18 protein-coding genes are annotated in these 21,724 nt (G+C 71.7%); 12 read left to right on the forward strand and 6 right to left on the reverse strand.

From position 1 onward, the window contains the following. Positions 1-26 precede the first annotated feature (26 nt). Complete coding sequence (locus OIB37_RS28605) at positions 27-440, forward strand: SSI family serine proteinase inhibitor (RefSeq protein ID WP_330460494.1); 414 nt, start codon at positions 27-29, stop codon at positions 438-440. Positions 441-529: 89 nt separating this feature from the next. Here OIB37_RS28605 and OIB37_RS28610 read toward each other — a convergent pair whose 3' ends face one another. Further along, positions 530-1,780, reverse strand: a complete 1,251-nt coding sequence (locus OIB37_RS28610; protein WP_330460495.1) for a M14 family zinc carboxypeptidase — start codon at positions 1,778-1,780, stop codon at positions 530-532. 66 nt (positions 1,781-1,846) lie between these two features. Between OIB37_RS28610 and OIB37_RS28615 the strand changes: the two genes are divergently transcribed. Then, positions 1,847-2,449, forward strand: coding sequence for a LysR family transcriptional regulator substrate-binding protein (locus tag OIB37_RS28615; RefSeq protein WP_330460496.1), 603 nt, complete (start codon positions 1,847-1,849; stop codon positions 2,447-2,449). Positions 2,450-2,523: 74 nt separating this feature from the next. Here OIB37_RS28615 and treY read toward each other — a convergent pair whose 3' ends face one another. After that, positions 2,524-4,917: a malto-oligosyltrehalose synthase gene (treY, locus tag OIB37_RS28620; RefSeq protein ID WP_330460497.1), complete on the reverse strand. Its 2,394-nt coding sequence runs from the start codon at positions 4,915-4,917 to the stop codon at positions 2,524-2,526. A 159-nt stretch (positions 4,918-5,076) separates the two neighbouring features. Continuing rightward, complete coding sequence (glgX, locus tag OIB37_RS28625) at positions 5,077-7,221, reverse strand: glycogen debranching protein GlgX (RefSeq protein ID WP_330460498.1); 2,145 nt, start codon at positions 7,219-7,221, stop codon at positions 5,077-5,079. A 313-nt stretch (positions 7,222-7,534) separates the two neighbouring features. Between glgX and OIB37_RS28630 the strand changes: the two genes are divergently transcribed. The 6 genes from OIB37_RS28630 (at position 7,535) to OIB37_RS28655 (ending at position 13,135) form a co-directional block, all read left to right on the forward strand. Continuing rightward, positions 7,535-8,362 (forward strand): Tat pathway signal sequence domain protein, encoded by an 828-nt coding sequence (locus OIB37_RS28630; protein ID WP_330460499.1) that lies wholly within the window; start codon positions 7,535-7,537, stop codon positions 8,360-8,362. Between the two features lie 161 nt (positions 8,363-8,523). Further along, a complete protein-coding gene (locus tag OIB37_RS28635) occupies positions 8,524-9,861 on the forward strand; it encodes a copper amine oxidase (RefSeq protein ID WP_330460500.1) in 1,338 nt (445 codons plus the stop codon). Positions 9,862-9,963: 102 nt separating this feature from the next. After that, positions 9,964-11,202 carry an SAV2148 family HEPN domain-containing protein gene (locus OIB37_RS28640; RefSeq protein ID WP_330460501.1) on the forward strand — a complete coding sequence of 413 codons (1,239 nt, stop codon included), beginning with the start codon at positions 9,964-9,966 and terminating at the stop codon, positions 11,200-11,202. Positions 11,203-11,302: 100 nt separating this feature from the next. Then, complete coding sequence (locus OIB37_RS36355; RefSeq protein ID WP_443058217.1) at positions 11,303-11,467, forward strand: hypothetical protein; 165 nt, start codon at positions 11,303-11,305, stop codon at positions 11,465-11,467. Next, positions 11,464-12,177, forward strand: coding sequence for a 3'-5' exonuclease (locus OIB37_RS28650; protein ID WP_330460502.1), 714 nt, complete (start codon positions 11,464-11,466; stop codon positions 12,175-12,177). The genes OIB37_RS36355 and OIB37_RS28650 overlap by 4 nt, the downstream gene beginning before the upstream one ends. A gap of 154 nt (positions 12,178-12,331) precedes the next feature. Then, complete coding sequence (locus tag OIB37_RS28655) at positions 12,332-13,135, forward strand: SAM-dependent methyltransferase (RefSeq protein ID WP_330460503.1); 804 nt, start codon at positions 12,332-12,334, stop codon at positions 13,133-13,135. 461 nt (positions 13,136-13,596) lie between these two features. On the opposite strand, the gene OIB37_RS28660 is transcribed toward OIB37_RS28655, so the two are convergent. Continuing rightward, on the reverse strand, positions 13,597-14,013 hold the full coding sequence (locus tag OIB37_RS28660) for a spore-associated protein A (protein ID WP_330460504.1): 417 nt from the start codon (positions 14,011-14,013) through the stop codon (positions 13,597-13,599). A 264-nt stretch (positions 14,014-14,277) separates the two neighbouring features. Next, entirely contained in the window at positions 14,278-15,141 is an 864-nt protein-coding gene (locus tag OIB37_RS28665) for an aminoglycoside phosphotransferase family protein (RefSeq protein WP_330460505.1), read from the reverse strand. Between the two features lie 177 nt (positions 15,142-15,318). Here OIB37_RS28665 and OIB37_RS28670 point away from each other — a divergent pair, with 177 nt between their 5' ends. Genes OIB37_RS28670 through OIB37_RS28680 form a run of 3 tightly spaced genes read left to right on the forward strand, consistent with a single transcriptional unit; the run spans position 15,319 to position 18,382 of the window. Next, complete coding sequence (locus tag OIB37_RS28670; RefSeq protein ID WP_330460506.1) at positions 15,319-16,245, forward strand: carbohydrate ABC transporter permease; 927 nt, start codon at positions 15,319-15,321, stop codon at positions 16,243-16,245. A gap of 5 nt (positions 16,246-16,250) precedes the next feature. After that, a complete protein-coding gene (locus OIB37_RS28675; RefSeq protein WP_330461996.1) occupies positions 16,251-17,084 on the forward strand; it encodes a carbohydrate ABC transporter permease in 834 nt (277 codons plus the stop codon). Next, complete coding sequence (locus OIB37_RS28680; protein WP_330460507.1) at positions 17,084-18,382, forward strand: ABC transporter substrate-binding protein; 1,299 nt, start codon at positions 17,084-17,086, stop codon at positions 18,380-18,382. The genes OIB37_RS28675 and OIB37_RS28680 overlap by 1 nt, the downstream gene beginning before the upstream one ends. A 62-nt stretch (positions 18,383-18,444) precedes the next feature. On the opposite strand, the gene OIB37_RS28685 is transcribed toward OIB37_RS28680, so the two are convergent. Beyond that, the gene (locus OIB37_RS28685; RefSeq protein WP_330460508.1) at positions 18,445-20,691 is read right to left on the reverse strand and encodes an MMPL family transporter; all 2,247 of its coding nucleotides are present in this window, start codon (positions 20,689-20,691) and stop codon (positions 18,445-18,447) included. Between the two features lie 466 nt (positions 20,692-21,157). On the opposite strand from OIB37_RS28685, the gene OIB37_RS28690 reads away from it, so the two are divergent. Continuing rightward, entirely contained in the window at positions 21,158-21,703 is a 546-nt protein-coding gene (locus tag OIB37_RS28690; RefSeq protein WP_330460509.1) for a DUF1697 domain-containing protein, read from the forward strand. The last annotated feature ends 21 nt before the right edge of the window (positions 21,704-21,724 follow it).

Consider the following 21,724-nt stretch of genomic DNA (forward strand, 5'->3'; position numbering starts at 1 on the left):
CCGGCGGCCGTGCCGATGCACCGGGAATGACCTACCTCACCCGAGCGGCGGCCGCGGCCGGCGCTCTGCTGGCCGCCGCGGGCCTCCTCACCGCGGGCCCCGCCCACGCCGCGCCCCGCGGAACGGCCGCCGACGACTGGCTGTACCTGACCGTCACCCGCGGCGACGCGCAGTCCGGCGTCACCAGCGGCGCCCTGCTCCTGTGCGACCCGCCCCTGGGCCACCCGCACGCGGCGGAGGCCTGCGCCGAACTCGCCGCCGCCGACGGTGACATCGCGCGTATCCCGCACAAGGACGTGTTCTGCCCACTGATCTTCGCCCCGGTGACCGCCCACGCGCACGGGCGCTGGAACGGGCGGCCGGTCGACTACCAGGAGACCTACACCAGCAAGTGCGTGATGGACGCGCGGACGGGGTCGGTGTTCGCCCTGGAGGACTGAGCGACGCCACTCCCGGCGTACGGACCGGATCCCGGGGGACGAGCGATGTCCCGTGCCCGGCCGCCCGTGCCCGGCTGGGGGCGACGCCGTCAGGCCGCCTGCTCGCGGGCCTGCCGGGCCGCCACCAGCACGGTCCGGGACTGGTGTTCCACCTGGTGCTCCAACGGCACCCAGCGGGCCCGGAACCGCAGCGCGAAGGACTCGCACCAGGCGGCGACGAGGTGTTCCAGCCAGGGCGCCGCCAGGTCGTCCGTCTCCCGCAGGACCCGCAGCAGCATCGCCGCGGCCCGCAGCGGCAGCCGCCGCCCGAAGGCGTCCACGCTGCCCACGTACGCCATCGTCGTGCCGGCCGGCGCCGTGTGGGTCCAGTCCCGCGCCAGGCCGGGGATCAGCCCCAGTGCCCACCGGGCGGCCCGCAGCAGCGGGCCGCCCGTGTCGTCCAGCCGGGGCAACGCCTCGGCGAGCACCCGTTCCACCTCCGTCGCGTCCCGCAGCAGGCGCGCGGCCAGTTGCCGCAGTGCCGCCGCCGGCGCCGGGTGCGGTGCCGGGTCGTCCACCAGGTCGCTGGCCCACATCGGCACCTCCACCACGGCCGTCAGACCGCCGTAGCGGTGTGCGTGGTACCAGGTGCTGTGCCGGGCGTCGTCGGGCATGCTCGGGTAGGCGGCGCGCGAGTCCGGGCCGGGCATGACATGCACGCCCGGCCCCGAGGACGGCCAGCCCGCCGCGTCCGAGGCGCCCGTCTCCACCGGGATGTGCAGCTGTGCCGCGGACTTGGCGAACGGCTCGGCCAGCCCCGGCACGTCCTTCGTCAACTGCACCCAGCTGCCGCCCAGATCGGTTCCGTGCAGGGTCACCTGCAGATACGGGCGCAGCTCGTCGATCACGCCGGTCAGGGTGCGCGTCTCGGGCGGCAGCCGGTCCGGGGGCAGTACCGACGGCGCCCACTCCGGCTGCTCAGCCCCCGTGGGACGGTAGAAACCGAGGTGGTAGTCGAACAGGCTGCGCGGGGCCGGGGTCACGTGCAGACTCGCGCCGTCCGGGTCGGCGCACAGCAGGAAGTGCCAGGAGGTGCCGGAGCGCAACTCCCGTTCCGCCAGCACCCGTTCGGCCAGCGCGCGGAGGGTGGAGCCCCCGGTCGGTTCGTTGGCGTGGGCGCCCGCCACCACCAGCACGGCACGGCGTGCATGCCCCACCGACAGCAGATGCAGGGGCCGGCCCGCCCGGGAGAGACCCACCTGCCGCAGCACACACAGCCCGGGCTCCTGAGTGGCCAACGCGTGTGCGAAGGACACCAGTTCGGGAAGGTTGGGGTAGCGCAGCTCCGGCAGGAGACTCACCCCCGACTCGTGTCCGCCCGGCTTCGCCCTCTCAGTGCCGCACGGCCCGGGTGAACTGTCAAGCGCATGGCGGGGTGGCTCCAGGGGGCGCCCGGACGCGCACGCCGGCGGGACCTCGGCCTCGCCCTTCCGGCGCGCCCCCGCACCACCCGGCAGGACGCGCCGGCCGGGGACCGCCGCTGGTGTGGGTCGGAATCCCGTGGGTACCACCGCTGGTGTGGGCCGGGGTGCGCGCGGGCCGGATTCCGGCCCTGGACAGCCGTGTGGACCGAGCACACCTCCACGGCCGTACGGATGGCCGCCGCAGGTGTCGGGGTGTGCGCCGTACCCGCCCACCTCGTGCGGGGTGTCGTCGGCGAGGACTGTGTGGTCCTCAGCCCCGACCCGGTCTGGAAGCGTCCGCTGACCGTCTACGCGCGCGTGCCGCTCACCGGAGCCGCGGAGGCGTTCGTGCACCTGCTGTGCGCCATGTGGCCCTCGCTGGCCGCGGCGCCCACGGCAGCCACCGCGTTCACGGCAGCCATCGCGCCCACGGACGCGCCGACGACCGCGGCCACTGCCTTTGTGGCGACCGAGGTCACGGCCTCGCCGGATGCCAGGGATGCCATTGCCTCCGTGGCCTCCCTGGCGACCGCGGCCCGCGAGGCGGTCGCTCCGTCGGCCGGCTGACCGTGTCCCGGCCGGCCGGCCGGCCGAGCGTGCGCTGACCGGGCTGACCGGGCACCGGCCGGCCGACGCCATGTTCAGCGGGCCCCCGGCTCTCCCTCACTCACTCGCTCGAGCAGTGCCACGGGCAGCGCCTCGAAAAGGTCCGCCACGCGCGCGTACCCCGTGAACTCCCGTCCCGGCGTGAGCAGGTCCGTCCAGCGCCCGGGCGGCAGCGGCAGCCGTGTCTCCCGCCAGCCGCCCGCCTCGTCCAGCCGCAGGGACAGCCTGGTCACCGCCGTGACGACCTCGCCCGAGCGCGCGAACGCCAGGCAGTGGCCGGCCGCCGGGCCGTCGGCGGCGAGCGGGGCGTAGGCCGCGTCCGTGCCGAACGCGCCGGGCCGGCGGGCCCGCAGCCCCAGCGCCGCCGCAGTCAGGGCGTCCTTCTCGCCCGGCGCCGCCGCCGGGAAGGACACCGGCCGCCGGTTGTCGGGGTCCACCAGCGCCCGGTACTCGCTCTCCGTGCCCTGGTACACGTCCGGCACGCCCGGCATCGTCAGATGGACCAGGGCGGTACCGAGGACGTTGGCCCGGATGTGCGGCTCCAGGGCCTTGCGGAAGGCGGCCACGTGCTCGCCGGGCGGCCCGCACGGTCCGGCCGCGACGAACGCGGCCACCGCCTCCTCGTACGGCGGCTCCGGCTCCGTCCAGCTGGTGTACATGCCCGCCTCGCGCACGTGCTTGAGCAGAGCCTCCCGGACCCGTTCCCGCTCGGCCGGACCCAGCCCGAACACCGTCTGCCAGGCCGCCCATGCGAGCTGCCCGTCCGGGACGGCCTCCTCGGCCCGTGTCACCTCGGCGAGCAGCCGCGCCCAGCGTCCGGGGCACTCGGTGAGCACGGCCAGCGCCGCCCGCACGTCGGCGCTGCGCTTGGTGTCGTGCGTGGTGACGACGGTGCCGGTGGCCGGCCAGTCGCGCTGCACGCGCGCGCAGTAGGCGTGGAAGTCCTCCGGGGACACCCCGGGGCTGCCCGGATCACCGCCCACCTCCGTCGCCGCGGGCAGCGGCACGTAGCGGTAGAACGCCTTGTCCTCGACGGACTTGGCGCGCAGCGCCGACGCCGTCTGCGCGAACCGGGTGCGCAGCTCCGTCCGGCCCGCGTGGTCCCCGGCGGACCCTGCCGAGACGTGGTCGGACGGCTCGACCAGCAGCCCCCGTACGACGTCCACGGCCCCGGCCTCCTCGGGCACCACGAACGCCGAGCGGGCCTCCTCGGCGGCCCGCTCGGTGACGACCGCGGCGGCGTCACCGGAGCCGTACGGCCGGTAGACACGCATCCGGACCAGCAGCTCCTCCAGGGCCGTGCGCAGCGCCCAGGGCGCCCGGTCGCGCAGCGCGAGGTCCGGTGAACCGGCGCACAGCCGCGCGGCGGCCCGGGTGAGCCGGTCGCCCTCGGCAGCCAGCTCGTGCCGGAGCACCTCGTACGCGGCCCGCCGTACAGTGGCCTCCCAGTCGCCGCCCCGGTCCGTCTGCGGGGCCGCGAAACCCCGGTAGTGGGCGAGTAGTTCGCCCGCTCCGTCCGGGTCCGTGAACAGGCCGTCGATGTGGCGCAGGGCGTCGTAGCCCGTGGTGCCCGCGACGGGCCAGGAGGCCGGCAGACGTTCGCCGTCGGCCAGGATCTTCTCCACCACCGTCCAGCGGCCGCCGGTCGCCTCGTCGAGCCGGGCCAGGTAGCCGTCGGGGTCCGCGAGGCCGTCGGGGTGGTCGACGCGCAGTCCGTCGAGCACCCCCTCCGCGAGCAGCTGGAGGATCTTGGCGTGGGTGGCCTCGAACACCTCCGGATCCTCCACGCGCACCCCGATCAGCTCCGAGATGCTGAAGAAGCGCCGGTAGTTCAGCTCGGTGCGGGCCAGCCGCCACCACACCGGGCGGTACCACTGCGCGTCCAGCAGCCGGGGCAGCGGCAGGTCCTCGGTGCCCGTGCGGATCGGGAAGGCGTGGTCGTGGTAGCGCAGCACGTCACCGTCGACCACCAGGTGTTCCAGCTCCGTGCCGAGCGGCCCGCCGAGCACGGGCAGCAGCAGCCGGCCGCCCTGCGCCTCCCAGTCGATGTCGAACCAGCGCGCGTAGCGCGACCCGGGGCCCTCCCGCAGCACCTCCCACAGGGCGCGATTGTGCCGGGGTGCCATCGCCATGTGGTTCGGCACGATGTCCGCCACCAGGCCCAGGCCGTGCTCCCGCGCGGTCCGTGCCAGCGCGCGCAGGCCCTCCTCGCCGCCGAGCTCCTCGCGCACGCGCGCGTGGTCCACGACGTCGTACCCGTGCGTGGAGCCAGGTACGGCCTCCAGCACGGGGGACAGGTGCAGGTGGGAGACGCCGAGCGACGCCAGGTACGGGACGGCCGCCGCCGCGGCGGCGAACGGGAACGCGGGCTGGAGCTGCAGCCGGTAGGTGGCCGTGGGCACTCCCGGTCCGGATCGCGCAGAGGTCATGCACACCTACGTACCCCGCCCACGGCCGTTCGTGTCATAGACGCGCGCACGACCCCGCGCATGCCGCAGATGGCGGATGGTCCCACGCGCGCGTGCGCCGTCAGGGGGCCCCTTACGGAGCCCCTTACGGCGTTCCCTACGGAGTTCCTTACGGAGCCCTCACGCGGGTCGTCGCAGCACCGTCATGCTGCGGTCCGGCAGGGTGAGGCGATCGCCGGCCGCCACCTTCGGGCCCCCGCCCGGTGCCACGCCCTCCGGCCGGGCGGTGTCGACGACGACCTGCCACTGCCGGCCGTGGTCGACCGGCACCAGGAAGTCCAGCGCCCCGGGGGAGGCGTTGAACATCAGCAGGAAGGAGTCGTCGGCGATGCGCTCCCCGCGCGGACCCGGCTCGGAGATCGCGTTGCCGTTCAGGAACACCGTCAGGGCGGACGCCTGGGCCGAGTCCCAGTCCCGCTGCGTCATCTCCGCGCCCTCCGGAGTGAACCAGACGATGTCGGACAGCTCGTCGTGGGTGCCCTCCACCGGCCGGCCGTGGAAGAAGCGGCGCCGCCGGAACACCGGGTGGTCCCGGCGCAGCCACACCATCGCCCGGACGAACTCCAGCAGATCGCTGCTGCTGCCGCTGCTGCTGCTGCTGTCGTTGCCGGCGCCGTCCTCGGGCCAGTGCACCCAGGACAGCTCGTTGTCCTGGCAATAGGCGTTGTTGTTGCCACGCTGGGTGCGGGCGAACTCGTCTCCGTGACTGATCATCGGCACGCCCTGGGACAGCATCAGCGTGGCGACGAAGTTCCGCATCTGCCGCGCCCGCAACCGCAGCACGTCCGCGTCGTCCGTCTCGCCCTCGGTGCCGCAGTTCCAGGAGCGGTTGTGGCTCTCGCCGTCCCGGTTGTCCTCGCCGTTGGCCTTGTTGCGCTTCTGGTCGTACGACACCAGGTCGCCGAGGGTGAAACCGTCGTGGCAGGTGACGAAGTTGATGGAGGCGAGCGGACGGCGGCCGTCGTCCTGGTAGAGGTCGGAGGAGCCGGTCAGCCGCGAGGCGAACTCCGCGAGCGCGCGCGGCTCGCCGCGCCACAGGTCCCGCACCGTGTCGCGGTACTTGCCGTTCCACTCGGTCCACAACGGCGGGAAGTTGCCCACCTGGTAACCGCCCTCGCCCACGTCCCAGGGCTCGGCGATCAGCTTGACCTGGGAGACCACCGGGTCCTGCTGCACCAGGTCGAAGAACGAGGACAGCCGGTCCACCTCGTGGAACTGCCGGGCGAGGGTCGCCGCGAGGTCGAAGCGGAACCCGTCGACGTGCATCTCGGTCACCCAGTACCGCAGCGAGTCCATGATCAGCTGGAGCACGTGCGGCGACCGCATGAGCAGCGAGTTCCCGGTGCCGGTGGTGTCCGTGTAGTAGCGCGGATCGTCCGCCAGCCGGTAGTACGACGGATTGTCCAGGCCCTTGAAGGACAGGGTCGGGCCCAGGTGGTTGCCCTCGGCGGTGTGGTTGTAGACGACGTCCAGGATGACCTCGATCCCGGCCTCGTGCAGCGCCCGGACCGCCGACTTGAACTCCAGGACCTGCTGGCCGCGGTCGCCCCAGGAGGCGTACGCGTTGTGCGGGGCGAAGAAGCCGATCGTGTTGTAGCCCCAGTAGTTGCTCAGGCCCATGTCGGCCAGCCGGTGGTCGTTCACGAACTGGTGTACGGGCATCAGTTCGAGTGCCGTCACGCCGAGTTCGGTCAGGTGGTCGAGGATGGCCGGGTGCGCGAGCGCCGCGTACGTGCCGCGCAGCTCCTCCGGAAGTCCCGGATGGCGCATGGTCAGCCCCTTGACGTGGGCCTCGTAGATGACCGTGTGGTGGTACTCGATGCGCGGGGGCCGGTCGTCGCCCCAGTCGAAGTACGGGTTGATCACCACCGAGGTCATGGTGTGCGGCGCCGAGTCCAGGTCGTTGCGCCGCTCGGGGGCACCGAAGTGGTAGCCGTACACCTCCTCGCCCCATCGCACGGATCCGGCGATCGCCTTCGCGTACGGGTCGAGCAGCAGCTTCGCCGAGTTGCAGCGCAGCCCGCGCCCCGGGTCGTACGGGCCGTGCACGCGGAAGCCGTAGCGCTGGCCCGGCATCACGCCCGGCATGTACGCGTGCCGCACGAACCCGTCGCTCTCGCGCAGCTCCACCGCCGTCTCCGAGCCGTCGTCGTGCAGCAGACACAGCTCTGCTCGGTCCGCGGCCTCCGTGAAGACCGCGAAGTTGGTTCCGGCGCCGTCATAGGTGGCGCCGAGCGGATACGCCTCTCCAGGCCAGACCTGCATGGCTACGACTCTTCCAGGTGTGGCGCCCCGCCGGGGGCGCGTTGACCGCGAGTCTGCGCGAAAGTAAGGGAACCTCCCGTGACTTACACCCCTCTTACGGGCCGACCGGTGCATACGGCACATCGTGGATCGAGGGTGGCAAGAGGTACCTGGAGGTGCTCGGGGCACTCCGGATGCTCGGGGAGCTCTGGGGGACCGACCGCGACCGATCGTGACCGATGGCGACTCGCGTCGACCAGCGCGGGTGCCGGCCGTGTGTCGAGCCAGTGGACAGACACGTACTCCCGGGACACAGGGGGAGTAGGGGGAAGATGTGCGCGAGACAGTGCGCCGCCATCTGGGCAAGGTGATGGCGGGGGTGGGCCTGGCGACCGCCGGGACCGCGATGATGGCCGCCGTCACCCTGCCGGGCACGGCGGGGGCGGACGACGGCGGCGGCGGAGGCGGCGGCGGAGGAGCGGGCGGCAGGCAGGCCGCGTGGCAGTCCGGGCAGGGAGCGGACCCGGTACCGCCGGGCGTGGTCGAACCGGCGCCGGCCGAGGGCGAGAAGGGGACCGGCCGCGACCCGCTGACCGGCGACGAGATCCGGCGGGTCGACAGGATCGCCAGGACGGGGCAGTTGCTGACCGCCGGCGAGAACGTCGCCGGCGACCGGGGTCCGCAGCGCCTCGGCGTCGACCTCGCCGAACCGCACGCGGACGAAGTGGACGACCCGAGCCCGCCGCGGCGGGCCGACGTGACCTTCTACGACTACCGGAGCGACTCGCTCGTCACCAGGACGGTCGACCTGGAGGCCGGTACCGTCGAACGGACGGTGGTCAGCCACGGCGTCCAGCCGCCGCTGAGCCGGGCCGAGAACGCCGAGGCAGCCGAGCTGCTGATCGCCGACCCGCTCGGCGCGGGCCTCAGGGCGGACTACAAGGACGCCACCGGCCGCGAACTGACCACCGCGGACCAGCTCTTGCTCAACGGAGCGGTCTACCGGGCCGTCCCGGGCGGGCAACCCGCCGCTCTGGGAGCGTGCGGTGAACACCGCTGCGTTCGGCTGTTCCCGAAGGTCAGGAACGGCCCCTGGATCGACGCCCGGTGGCTGGTCGTCGACCTGAGCGCCCGCAAGGTCGCCCGTCTCGACCGGCACTGAACACCGGCGCCGGCTTCGGCGCGCGGTGTCCTCGCCCGGCATCCGATGACCGGCGCACGGCGTCGGGGCCCCGGCATGCCCCGGACGGCGAAGTACGCCGCACCGCCCGGCTGTTCGCCCACCCATCCTCCACGCTCGCACTTCAGGAGAGTCGTCTCGTCATGCCCGTGAACAGGATCACGCGCGCCCGCACCCGGGCCTCCGTCGGCCTCACCGTGGCCGTGCTCGCCGTCGGCGCCGCGGTGGGCGCGGGACCGGCCGCCGCCCGTCCGGCGACCGCCACCGCCCAGCAGCGGACCGGCACCGCCGCTGCCGCCGACTGCGGCGCCGCCCACCGCATCGAACAGAAGCTGGCCGGCGGCACCACCTGGCGGATGTGCTGGCGCTACGACAGCAAGGCCGGGCTCGTCCTGGAGGACGTCTCCTACCGGTCCAAGGGCGAACCCGCACCCATCAAGGTCCTCAACAGCGCCCGCCTCGCCCAGATCGACGTCCCCTACGACGACGGCAGCGTCGAGTACGACGACCTGACCGGCTTCGGCTTCGCCCAGGGCCTGGTGAACCTGGCACCGGGCGAGTGCCCCGGCGGCACCATCACGACCGTGCGCGTCCCGGACGCCGTGGACCCGGACCATGCGGACGTCAAGGGCCTGTGCACGACCACCCGTTCACGCGGACACGCCTACCGCATGCAGGGCAACAGCGCGAACACGGTCTTCCAGGCCCAGGGCAAGGACCTGCTCGTCTACACGGTCAACCAGGTCGGCTGGTACGAGTACTTGACCGAATGGCGCTTCCAGGACGACGGCACCGTCCACATGAACGTCGGCGCCACCGGCAGCCTCTCCTGGGACGACTACGACGCCGGCGACGGCCGCGGCTGGCCCATCGGCAAGGGCGCCAAGGCCTACGCCACCAGCCACAGCCACAACGTCTTCTGGCGACTGGACTTCGGCCTCGACGGCTCCTCGAAGACGAAGGTCGAGCAGTACGACTCGGCCGTCACCGCCCCCGCCCGGGGGCGCCAGGCGCCCACCAACAAGACCACCCGGACCAGGGTCACCAAGGAACTCGGCGGCGACGCCAAGACGTACCGCTGGTGGCGGATCGTCAGCGCGGCCGGCAAGAACCGGGACGGACACGCCCGTTCGTACGAGATCGTGCCCGGACCCACCACCAGGTACCCGGGCCGCGCGTTCACCCGCCACGACGTGTACTTCACCGAGTACGAAGCGTGCGAGCTGTTCGCCAGCAACAACCCCGGATGCCCCGCCGGGGCGCCCCGTTCGGTCGACCGATGGGTCAACGGACAGGCCCTCACTCACCCGGTGGTGTGGATGAACGTGGGCTTCCATCACATCGCCCGCGACGAGGACCAACAGCCCATGCCGGTCCACTGGCAGGGCTTCAGCATCGCACCTCGCGACGTCACGGCTATGAATCCGCTCACTCCCGGCGAGCTGGCTGGGCAGAACGGCCATTGGCGTCCGCGTAGTTGAGAAACCGACCTGTCCATCCGGCTGCACCGGCCGCCGCTCCCGGAGTACCCTTCCTTGATCGTTGGGACGGGGAAGGTCCGGGGGACGGAAGGCGGTGCACGGGTGGGCTCGGGAGGGCTGGAGCTGCCTCCTGGTGGCGAGGGTCACGAGGGAAACTCCACAGACGTCCCGCCCGGCGCGGTGTCCCTGGCCCGTCCGATGGGCGCGGGGTCCATCGGGCCGGAACTGGACTGGGACGCCGACGCCTGGCACGAGGTGCGCACCCGCGCCCAGCGGGCGGGCCGGGCCTACATCTGGCTGAACCTCGTCGAACAGCGGATGCGGGCCGTCGTCGCGGCGGTGCTGCGCCCCGTCTACGAACCCGTGCACGGTGACGAGTGGGTGGTGGCCGCGGCCGGCCACACCGGACAGGAATGGATGCAGCGGGCGGTCGCCGTGCGCGAAGTCAGCCGCCGCAAGGGCTACTTGCTCGACCCGGCCGACGACAACGTGCTCAGCTTCCTGACACTGCCCCAGCTTCGCGAGCTGATGGTGCAGCACTGGCCGTGCTTCGCGCCCTACTTCGAGGAGCGCAGAGACCTCGAACTCGCCCTGGACGAGCTGGAGGTGACCCGCAACGTCGTCTCCCGCAACCGGGCCCTGTCCGAGGCCGTGCTGAACCAGGCCGAGCGCGCCTCGGCCCGGCTGCTGGAACTGCTCGGCGCCGGGGCCGACGTGCCCTCCGCGCGCCGGCTGCCCGTCGACGCGGTCGAGGACCTGGTCGGCGACCGGTACGCGGACGTGGTCGCCGTCCACCCGGACCGGGTGCGGCTCATGCGCCAGTTCCCGGCCGAGGACTTCTTCGGCCGCGCCCGGCGCCTGGACGCCATCGGCATCGGGCTCAACCTGCTGGTGCAGAACTTCTCAGGCCGCCGTCTGGTCCGGCTCGCCGAGGGCGGCACCCGGGTGCGCCTGCTCTTCCTCAACCCGGCCTCCAGCGCGGTCAAGCGCCGCGAGCGCGAGCTCGGGATGAAGCGGGGCGAGCTGAGCCGCGCCGTGGAGATGAACATCCTGCACATGCGCCGGGTGCGCTCCCGGCTGCGCGACCCGGGCGCCTTCGAGATCCAGGTGTACGACGAGACGCCGCGCTTCACCGCCTACCTGGTGGACGGGGACGGGGCCGACGGTGTCGCCGTGGTGCAGTCGTATCTGCGCGGGGCGCGCGGGATGGAGTCTCCGGTGCTGGTGCTGCGAGGCGGCAGCCGGCTGGTCAAGTCGGACGATGTGGTCGAATCCGGACTCTTCCCCACATACCGCGAGGAATTCGAGCTGGCTTGGTCGGATTCGCGCCCTGTGTCCTGACCTGTCCCCGGGCAGGCGGAACGCGGTCCTCGGATTGTCAGTACCCCGTGCGAGGGTGGAACCCACTGGGGGAAAGCACCACCGAGAAGGGGGACCACCCATGGGACGGCACCGGAAGCCGCTGACCGGCTTCGACCTGGAGACGGCCGGGACCGATCCGCACGAGGCGCGCGTCGCCACCGGCGCGGTCGCCGGCGTGCTCACGTCCTGCGGGCGGACGGGCACTCAGGCCGTCGCCCTCGCCGGTGCGGGGGTCGTGCGATGAGCTGGATCAGTGGGCCGTTGATGGCCTTCGACCTGGAGACCACGGGCACCGACGTGGAGACCGACCGCATCGTCACGGCGGCGGTCGTGCGGCTGGACCCGGACGGGGCCGTCTCGGGGGAGCGGAACTGGCTGCTCGATCCCGGCGTCGCGATACCGGAGCAGGCGTCGGCGATCCACGGAATCTCGACGGAGCGTGCCCGCGCGTACGGGGCACCGCCCGCTTCCGCGGTCGAGGAGATAGCGGAGGCCGTCGCCGAGGGGATGCGTTCGGGGACGCCTCTGGTGGTGATGAACGCACGCTATGACCTGTCACTGCTCGACCGTGAGTGCCGGCGGTACGGGGTCGAGTCGATCAGCGAGCGGCTGGGCGGCGGGACTTTGACGGTCATCGACCCGCTGGTGATCGACAAGCACGTGGACAAGTACCGCAAGGGGAAGCGGGCCCTTCACGCGCTGTGCGCTCACTACGGGGTGTCGCTCGACGACGCGCACAACGCGAGGGCCGACGCCGTGGCCGCCGGCCGGGTGGTGCGGCGCATGGGGGAGAAGCACCAGCTCGTCGGGATGATGCCCTTGGCGGAGCTTCATGCCCTTCAGGTGCGCGCCGCGGCCGAGCAGTCGGTTTCCCTGCAGGCCTATCTGCGGCGCACCGCGGATCCGGCGGCTGTCGTCGAGCCGGCGTGGCCGCTCATACCCCGGAGGCCGTGAGGCCTGGCCGGTCGTCGCTGCCCGTCCGGTGAGGGCCGCCGGGCCGGCGCGGCGCGGGTGCGCATTGTTGCCGAGAGCCTCGGCTGACGGGCAACAATGAGGGGAGGCAGGGGAGTTGGAGGCCCTGAGGACTGCCGTGTGTCATGCTTCGGCCATGACTGACCGAGACGACTGGGGCAGCAGGCTGCAGACCGATCGACCCCACTCAGCGCGTGTGTGGGACTACCTGCTCGGCGGGAAGAACCACTACCCGGTGGATAGTCAGGCCGGCGACCTGATCCTCCAGCACTTCCCCGAGTTCGCAGCCATCGCCCGAGTGCAACGGCGCTTCCTGGTACGAGCGGTGCGGTTTCTGGCGCGCGATGCCGGGATCCGCCAGTTCCTCGACATCGGCACCGGGTTGCCCACCACCGACAACACCCACGAGGTCGCCCAGGGCGTCGCGCCCGAGAGCAAGATCGTCTACGTGGACAACGACCCCATCGTCCTGGCCCACGCCGACGCGTTGTTGCGCAGCAAGCCGGAAGGAAAGTGCGCTTACCTCGACGCCGATGTGCGCGACCCGCAGAAGATCCTCACCGAGGCCGCTCACACGCTGGACTTCGACCAGCCCATCGGCCTGATGCTGCTCAACATCATGGGCCAGGTCTCGGACGAGGAGGAGCCCGAGCGGATCGTGGCCGAGCTGATCGACGCTCTGCCGCGGGGCAGCTACGTGGCCCTGAGCGACGGCACGGCCACCAGCGAACCGCTCAAGGCGGCCGTCGAGGCGTACAACGCGCAGTCCGTCAACACGTACCACCTGCGCTCGCCCGAGCGCATCGGGAGCTTTCTGCAGGGGCTGCGCCTGGTCGAACCAGGCCTGGTCAGGTCCGCCGACTGGCGCCCGGACCCCGACTCCGCGGGCATCCCCCGCGAGCAGGGCCACGCGGCCGGAGCGGTGGGCCTGAAGGAGTAGGAGTTCCTCCTGGGTCGAACGTGCGGGGCCACTGCTGTCAGACCGGGGTTGGAGGGTGACCCCGCGCTCGGTGAACGTCTTCAGTGTGGCCCCTTGACCGGGTGACGTGGCCGGGGCGATGGAAGGACCCGCAACGCACGAGGCTCCTGCGCCGTTGAGTGAGGTATCGAAGCCTCGACCCAGCGGCACAGGAGCCTTGTTGGATACCTGTGCTGCCGCACTCGACCTCCCGCATGCCCTGGTCGAGTGGGTCGCGATGCGCAGCGTCATCCGTGAGGGTGGAGGACGGTGCAGACTACCGCCGCATCGGCGTGCGCATGACCGTCATCGCCAGAGCCGTCCTCACCCTGGAGCGGCAACGCTGAAAACGCTCGGTGAAAAGACATCAGGCCACCGAAACAAATCATGCCACGTGCACCGAAGCTGTCAGCCGAAAACGGCTGACGGTCCGATATGAATCATCACCCGCAGTGGGAGTTCACCCGGTAATCGCTGCTTTCGTTGAAGGTGCCTCCCCAGTTGATGCAAGTGCCCGGGGCGGAAACGTAGACCGGCCCCGCGTAGGTCGTGTACTGACCCCCGTCGCTGTCGTAGCCCGTCCCGTCCGCTCGCGAGACCCACGCGCTTATCCCGATGGGGCTGCCGGCGGTGTTGCGGATGGTGACCACGCAGTTTTTGCCGGTCGCGCCGCTATACGTCAGGTACACGATGCCGCCCGTGAGCGGAAGCGAGTCGATCACGCTGTACCCGGAGCCGCATGCGCCGTTGTACGGCGCACTGCCGGCGGCACTCGCACTGGGAGCCGTCGCAATAGCCAGACCAGTGATGGACGCCGCAACGGTAAGCATCGCGGCAACTCTCTTCCTCAGCGACGACATTTTTCTCCTTCGAAGCTTTATCTAAAAGGTGACCTGCGAGACTTCATCCTGAAAAGCGATCTGATGCTTGCAGTCAAATGTGAATGCGGCAACGTGACGGGATGCGCCAAAGACGCATACCATCAAAGATCGATTGGTGATCTGAATCACAGCCTTGAAGTGTTTGGACTTCCGCGGAGATCTTTTATTCCAATTGGCCGCAGACCCTCTGTGCCCGCCGATGCCCGGCTGTCGTGAGGTCGTATGCAGGGCCGTGCGTACCACTCAGAACGGATACCAGCGCACCGTCTCGTCGCCGGCGCGCAGGGACGCCACGCGACGTTCGAACTCGGTGAGGGCCTTGGGGTTGGCCGGGGCGTGTTGGGCGACCCAGGCGCAGCTGGCGGTCTCGCGGGCGCCGCGCAGCACCGAGCAGCCCTCCCACGCGCGCACGTCCCAGCCGTAGGCCTCGGTGAAGGAGTCGTACGCCTCGTCGGGGAGTCCGTAGCGGTCGTGGGAGAGGGCCATGACCACCAGGTCGTGCTCGCGCAGGTCGGCGGAGAAGGTCTCCAGGTCGACCAGGACCGGGCCGTCGGGGCCGATGTGCACATTGCGGGGGAGCGCGTCGCCGTGGATGGGGCCCGGTGTGAGGTGGGGCGTGAGCGCGGCCGCGGCCGCCGCGAAGCCGTCGCGGCGCTCGCGCAGGTAGGCCGCGTCCTGCGGCGCGATCGCGTCGCCCGCGAGCCGCAGCCAGCGTTCCACGCCGCCCAGCAGCTCGCGGGGCGGCAGTGCGAAGGGGGGAGCGGGCAGCGCGTGCACAGTGCGCAGCAGCTGGGCCAGGTCCCGGGGTTCGGCCGGGCGTACGGCGTCCGGCAGCCGGTGCCACACGGTGACCGGGTGTCCGTCCACCAGCAGCGGCTCCGGCTCGGCCGCGCGCACCGCCGGTACGTTTGCCCCGGCCAGCCAGCCGGCGATGTCCAGCTCGCGGCGGGCGCGGTCCAGCAGTTCGGGGTCGCGGCCGACCTTGACGACGAGGTCACCGGCGGCGAACACCGCGTTCTCGCCGAGAGCGAGGAGCCGCGCGTCCCGTGCCGGGCCCGGCAGCACCTTCGCCGCGGCCAGTACGTCCCGCGCCCGTGCCTCGTCCATCGTCCGCCTCCGTGCCGTTCTTCTCACGCCGTTCGTCCCGTGCCGGGTGTGTCCCGACTCCGGTCAGTCTCGCATTCGTACAGGTCGTGCGGTGTGCGCGGGCTCTTGACGTGACTTCACACCTTTACAACCATGAACGCGTCAAGCGGCACGGGTGGAAGAGCGGGGGCTGATTCCGTGGCATCGGTGGCCGAAGCGGGACGGGCGAGACGGGTCAGACGGGCGAGCGGACGGGCCGCCGGTCCCGGCGCCTGGTTCCTGGTCCTGCCCGCCCTGATCCCGATCCTCGTCCTCAGCGTGGGACCGCTGCTGTACGGCATCCTGCTGGCGTTCACCGACGCCCAGTCCGGCCGCACCACGCCCACCGCGTGGACCGGTGTCCTGAACTTCCGGGACCTGCTGCACGACACGCTGTTCTGGGAGTCGTTCCGGATCGGCCTGGTGTGGGCGGTCGGCGTGACCGTGCCCCAGTTCCTGCTGGCCCTCGGCCTCGCCCTCCTGCTCGACCAGGATTTGCGGCTGCGCTGGCTGGCCCGCGCCCTCGCGATCGTCCCCTGGGCGATGCCCGAGGTCGTCGTCGGCATCATGTGGCGCCTCGTCTACAACCCGGACGCCGGCATCCTCAACGAGACCCTGCGCGATCTCGGCCTCGGCGCCGGCCGGGACTGGCTGAGCGGACTGGCCACCGCGCTGCCCGCCGTCATCGTCGTCGGCGTCTGGGCCGGCATGCCACAGACCACGGTCGCCCTGCTCGCCGGACTCCAGAACACCCCGCGCGAACTGCACGAGGCGGCGGCCGTGGACGGCGCCGGCGCCTGGCGCCGCTTCCGCACGGTCACCTGGCCCGCCCTCCGCCCGGTCGCCCTCGCCATCACCGCGCTCAACCTCATCTGGAACTTCAACTCCTTCGCTCTCGTGTACGTCCTCACGAACGGCGGACCCGGCGGCAGGACCCGGCTGCCCATGCTGTTCGCCTACGAAGAAGCCTTCCGCTACGGCCAGTTCGGCTACGCGGCGGCGATGGGATGCGTGATGGTCGCGGTGATCTCGGTCCTGCTCGCGGTGTTCCTGGCCGGCCGGCTGCGAGGAGGCGAGGACGCGTGAGCGCGCTGAGGACCCGCCCCGCGGCGCGCGCCGGACAGTACGCCGCCCTGCTCGCCTACCTGCTCTTCCTGGCCTTCCCGCTGCTGTGGCTGCTGTCCACCGCGTTCAAGTCGCCGCGCGAGCTGGGCAGTCTCCACCCCACCTGGATCCCGCGCCATCCCACGCTCGCCAACTTCCGCCAGGCCTTCGACGAGCAGCCGCTGCTGCACGCCGCCCTCAACTCCCTGCTCGCGGCGCTCGGCGCGGCCGTCGTCGCCGTACTGATCGCGACACCGATGGCGTACGTCACGGCCAGGCGGCGCGGCCCGCTGGCCCGGGCGGCGAGCGGCTGGGTGGTGGTCAGCCAGGCCTTTCCGTTCGTGCTGCTCGTCATCCCGCTGTTCCTGGTGCTGAAGAACCTGCGGCTGATCGACTCGCTGGCCGGACTGGTGATGGTCTACGTGGTGTGGGCGCTGCCCTTCGCGCTGTGGATGCTCACCGGATACGTGCGGGCGGTGCCCGTCGAGCTGGAGGAGGCGGCCGCCGTCGACGGGGCCGGGCGGCTGCGGACCCTGGTGTCGGTGACGGCGCCGCTGCTCGCGCCGGGGATCGCGGCGACGGCGCTGTTCGCGTTCGTCACCGCGTGGAACGAGTTCTTCTTCGCGCTGGTGCTGCTGAAGAGCCCGGGCAACCAGACCCTCCCGGTCGTCCTCACCCATTTCATCGGCGCGGAGGGCGTCGCGGACCTCGGCCCGCTGGCAGCCGCCGCGCTCCTCGCCACTTTGCCCTCCCTGGCCGTGTTCGCCCTTGTCCAACGGCGGATCACGGGTGGCCTGATCACCGGGGCGGTGAAGAGCTGATGCGGAGCCCGAGCACGCGGACCAGGCTCACCACGGCGGTCGCCGCCGTCCTCCTGCTGCTCCTCGCCGGGTGCTCCCCGGGAGCCCGCGACAAGGGCGGCCCGGTCACCCTGCGCTTCCAGTCCCTGGCCTGGCAGCAGGACTCCGTCGCCGCCAACAAGGAACTGGTCCAGGAGTGGAACGCGAGCCACCCGGACGTCAAGGTCGAGTATGTCCAGGGCAGTTGGGACAGTGTGCACGACCAGCTGCTCACCTCCTTCGAGGGCGGCGAGGCCCCCGACGTCATCCACGACGCCTCCGACGACCTCGCCGACTTCGCGTACGGCGGCTACCTCGCGGACCTCGACGACCTCCTGCCCGCTCGCCTCAAGTCCGCCATCCCGCAGCGCAGTTGGGACACGGCGGCCTTCGGGAAGGGCGTGTACGGCGTGCCGTTCCTCCAGGAACCCCGGGTGCTGATCGCCAACGCCGCATGGCTGCGCACGGCCGGGGTGCGCATACCGACCCCGGCACATCCGTGGAGCTGGGCCGAGTTCCGGCAGGTCACCAAGAGCCTCAGCGGCGACGGCAAGTACGGAGTGGCCTGGCCGCTGAAGGAACCCGTGTCCGCCACCCTCAACCTCTCGCTCTCGGCGGGCGGCCGGCTCTTTCAGCGGGACGCCGGCGGCAAGGTGACCGTGCGGTTCGGCGCCGGCGAGTCCGTCGTACCGCGAACCGTCCACGACCAGGTCGCCGTCGACCACAGCGCGCCCGCCTCGACGCTCGGCAGCGGCGGCTCGGACACGCTGCCCGGCTTCTTCGGCGGCCGGTACGCGATGGTCCCGCTCGGCTTCTCCTACCGTCAGCAGATCGCGCAGCAGGCCCCGAAGGGCTTCGACTGGAAGGTGCTGCCCGCTCCCGCCGGCGCCGACGGCCTCACCCAGGGTGTCAGCCCGCAGACCCTGTCCATCAGCGCGGACTGCCCCCACAAGAGGGAGGCCGCCGAGTTCATCGCCTTCCTGTTGCGGCCGCGGAACATGGTCCGCCTCGCCCTCGGCGACTGGATGCTGCCCACCGGCACCGAGGCACTGAAGGACCCCGCGCTGCACACCGCGAAGGACGGCTGGGCGACCGGCACCGCCCTGGCCGCCCATCTCCGTCCGGCACCCGCCCAGTCCGTGCGCGGATACCCCGAGTGGAAGGACAAGGTGGCCACCCCCGCCTTCCAGGAGTACTACAGCGGCGCCACCGGCCTCGCCGGGCTGCGCCGGCGCCTGGAGCGGGACGGCAACCTGGTCCTCGCCCGCTACCAGCGCTGACCCGCGTGGGCCCGCCGGCCTCCTGGGAGGCCGGCGGGCCCACGCCCGCACCGTGACCGGGGTCAGACGCCCAGCCGTTCGCCCTCGCCGCGCGCGGGGAGCGCGTCGGCCGGCTGCGGCGCCTCGTCATGGGTGAGGTCGGGCAGGCGGTGCAGCCACTTCGGCAGGTACCAGTTGCGCTCGCCGAGCAGGGCCATCACGGCCGGCAGCAGCACCCCGCGGATGACCGTCGCGTCGATGAGCACGGCGGCGGCCAGACCCACGCCCATCTGCTTCATGGACTGCATGGACAGCGTGCCGAAGATCGCGAACACCGCGACCATGATGACGGCGGCACTGGTGACGACCCCGGCCGTGGTGACCACCCCGTGCTGGATCGCCTCCATCGTGTCGCGGCCGCGCAGCCGGGCCTCGCGGATCCGGGAGACCACGAACACGTGGTAGTCCATCGACAGGCCGAACAGGATCACGAACAGGAACAGCGGCAGCCAGGTGACGATCGCGCCGACGCCCTCCGCCCCCACCAGCGACGCCCCCCAGCCGTGCTGGAAGACCGCGACGAGGATGCCGTAAGCCGCGCCCACGGACAGCAGGTTGAGGACGATCGAGGTGATCGCGACCGTCAGCGAGCGGAAGGACAGCAGCATCAGCAGGAAGGCGAAGACGACCACGAACGCGAAGACCGGGACGACGGACCCGAGCAGCTGGTCGTTGAAGTCGTGGTTGCCCGCGACCTGCCCGGTGACGGGCGCCTCGACGCCCGCGACCCTGCCGAGCGTGGCGGGCCGCACCTCGTCGCGCAGCTTGGTGAGGCTTTTGACGGCCTGGTCCATGTCGGAGCCGCCGACCAGGGGAACGTCGATCAGGGCGACGTTCCGCTCCTCGTGCAGCGTGATGTCGACAGGGCCGCGCGAGGCGCCCGAGGAGATCGCCAGCTGCTTGAAGTCCTCCATCGCCCGCTGGACTTCCGGCGCGCCGATGTCCTTGGCCCTGACGACCACCTCGGCGGGCTCGGAACCGCCCGGGAAGGCGTCATTGAGCCGCTCGTACGTCTGCACGATCGGCAACGAGTGGCCGAACTCCTGGTCCAGGGTGAGCTGTTGGGTGTTCATGCCCAGTGCGGGCGCGGCCACCGCCAGCAGCGCGCCCGCGGCCACCACGACGGAGAGCAGCGGCTTGGCCAGCACACGGCGCAGCACGGCGGTCCAGAACCGGCTGCCCTCGCCCGGTCCGGCCGTGCGGCGGCGCAGGAACGGGATCCGGCCCTTCTCCACCCGCTCGCCCAGCAGCGACAGCAGCGCGGGCAGCACCGTCACGGAGCCGACCATGGCGACCGCCACCACCATCAGCGAGGCCAGTCCCATCGCCTCGAACTCGGCGAGGCCGGTGAAGAGCATGCCCGCCATCGCCACGCACACCGTGACACCGGAGACGATGACCGCGCGGCCACTGGTGGCGGCGGCGATCCTGAGCGCGGTGCCCGGGTCGTGCCCGGCGGCCCGTTCCTCACGCTCGCGGCGCAGGTAGAACAGGCAGTAGTCGACGCCGACGGCCATTCCGACCAGCAGCATCACGGAGCTGGCGGTGTCGCTCATCGGCTGTACATGACTGACCAGGCCCATCAGCCCCATCGTCGCCATGATCGCGGTGATCGCCAGGCCCATCGGCAGCAGCGCCGCCACCAGCGCGCCGAACGCGATCAGCAGGATGCCGAAGGCGACCGGGACCGCCGAGTACTCGGCCTTCTGGAAGTCGTCCCCGAAGGCGTCCTTGTACTGCTTGTTCATGCTGGCGCCGCCGATCTCCTCGATCCGCAGCCCGCCGTGGGCCTTCCGCACCCCGGCCACGGCGTCCAGCACCGGCTCCACCCGTTCGCCGGCGGTGTCGGCGTCGCCGCGCATGTCGAAGCGCACCAGGGCGCTGCGCCCGTCACGGGAGATGGTGTCCGTGTCGTACGGCGACGTGACGTGGGTGGCCCTGCCGGTGCCCTCGACGGCCTTGACGACATCGGCGACGGCGGTGCGGAACTCGCCGCTCGTGGCCCGCAGTGAGCCGTCCCTGGACTGGATCAGGACGGTCTCGCCGGCCGGCTCCTTGATCCCCGCGTCCTCGATGATGCGTGCGGCGGTGTGTGTCTCGCCCTTGAGCTGGTCGCTCTCGTTCACGTCCACCCGGCCCGCCGCCGAGCCGAGTCCCACGGCCAGCACGACGAACAGCACCCATATGCCGACGGCGGCCCAGCGGTGCCGGGCGCTCCACCCGCCGGCGCGGGCGGCCAGCCCCCGTACCCGCACGTCTGTCTTCCCCATGACGGGATGTCCCCCTCGTCCGCGGTGACGGCCCCCTGCCGCCACGCCTTCGTTTCTCCGCTTCGACAGTAGGCGCGGGGTGCCGGCGTCTCGTCGTACTGACCGGTGACGTGCGCGGGGTCCGGCTCACCGCTGGGGAGGACGACGACCCCTTACATCTATCGGCGGTTCTCGGGGGCGCCTCTCGGGGATGCCGTCTCGGGGTCGCCCCTTGGGGACGCCTCCGGTCGCGACGCTCGGGGACGGCTCGGGTACTCCCGGTGCCGGCTTCCCGGACCGTCCTGTCCGATCCGCCGACAGAGATCCACTTTGTGATTTCGAAAGCTTGTTGAACAAGTCACAGCTGCGTGTAGAGGTTGCCCCGCACCTGCCTGATCGGCCAGAGTTTCGCGCAACCCGGCGCACGCCGGGGCATGGTCGTCGTGCCCGCCCCCACGGGGCACGACGACCGCTCTATCGTGTCCGGATGACGACCTATGCGGCGCTGCTGCGCGGGATCAACGTCGGCGGCAGCAGGAAGCTCCCGATGGCCGACCTGCGCACCCTCATGACGGGCCTCGGTCACGACGACGTACGGACTTATCTGCAGAGCGGCCAGGCCGTGTTCACCGCCGGACGCGGTGAAGAGGAGTCCCTGGCGGCCGAGTTGACCCGGGCAATCGAAGCGCGCTTCGGTTTCGCCGTCGACGTGCTCGTGCGCGACCACGCCTATCTCGCGGCGGTCGCCGACGCCTGCCCCTTCCCGGCCGCCGAACTGCAGGGCAGGCAGCTGCACGTCACCTATCTCTCCGCGCCGGTCACCCCCGACCGCTTCGCGTCGATCGACCAGCCCGCCCGCCTCCCCGAGGAGTTCCGTACGGGCGACCGCTGCCTGTACCTGTACACCCCCGGCGGCCCCACCCCCTCCAAGCTGGCCGGGGAGCTGTCCCGCCCCAGGGTCACCAAGGGCCTGATCGCCACCAGCCGGAACTGGAACACCGTGCTCAAGCTCGTCGAGATGACCCGCGACTGAGGAGATCGTGTTCCGGTGCGT

This window comes from Streptomyces sp. NBC_00820, from assembly GCF_036347055.1.
Taxonomy (GTDB): Bacteria; Actinomycetota; Actinomycetes; order Streptomycetales; family Streptomycetaceae; genus Streptomyces.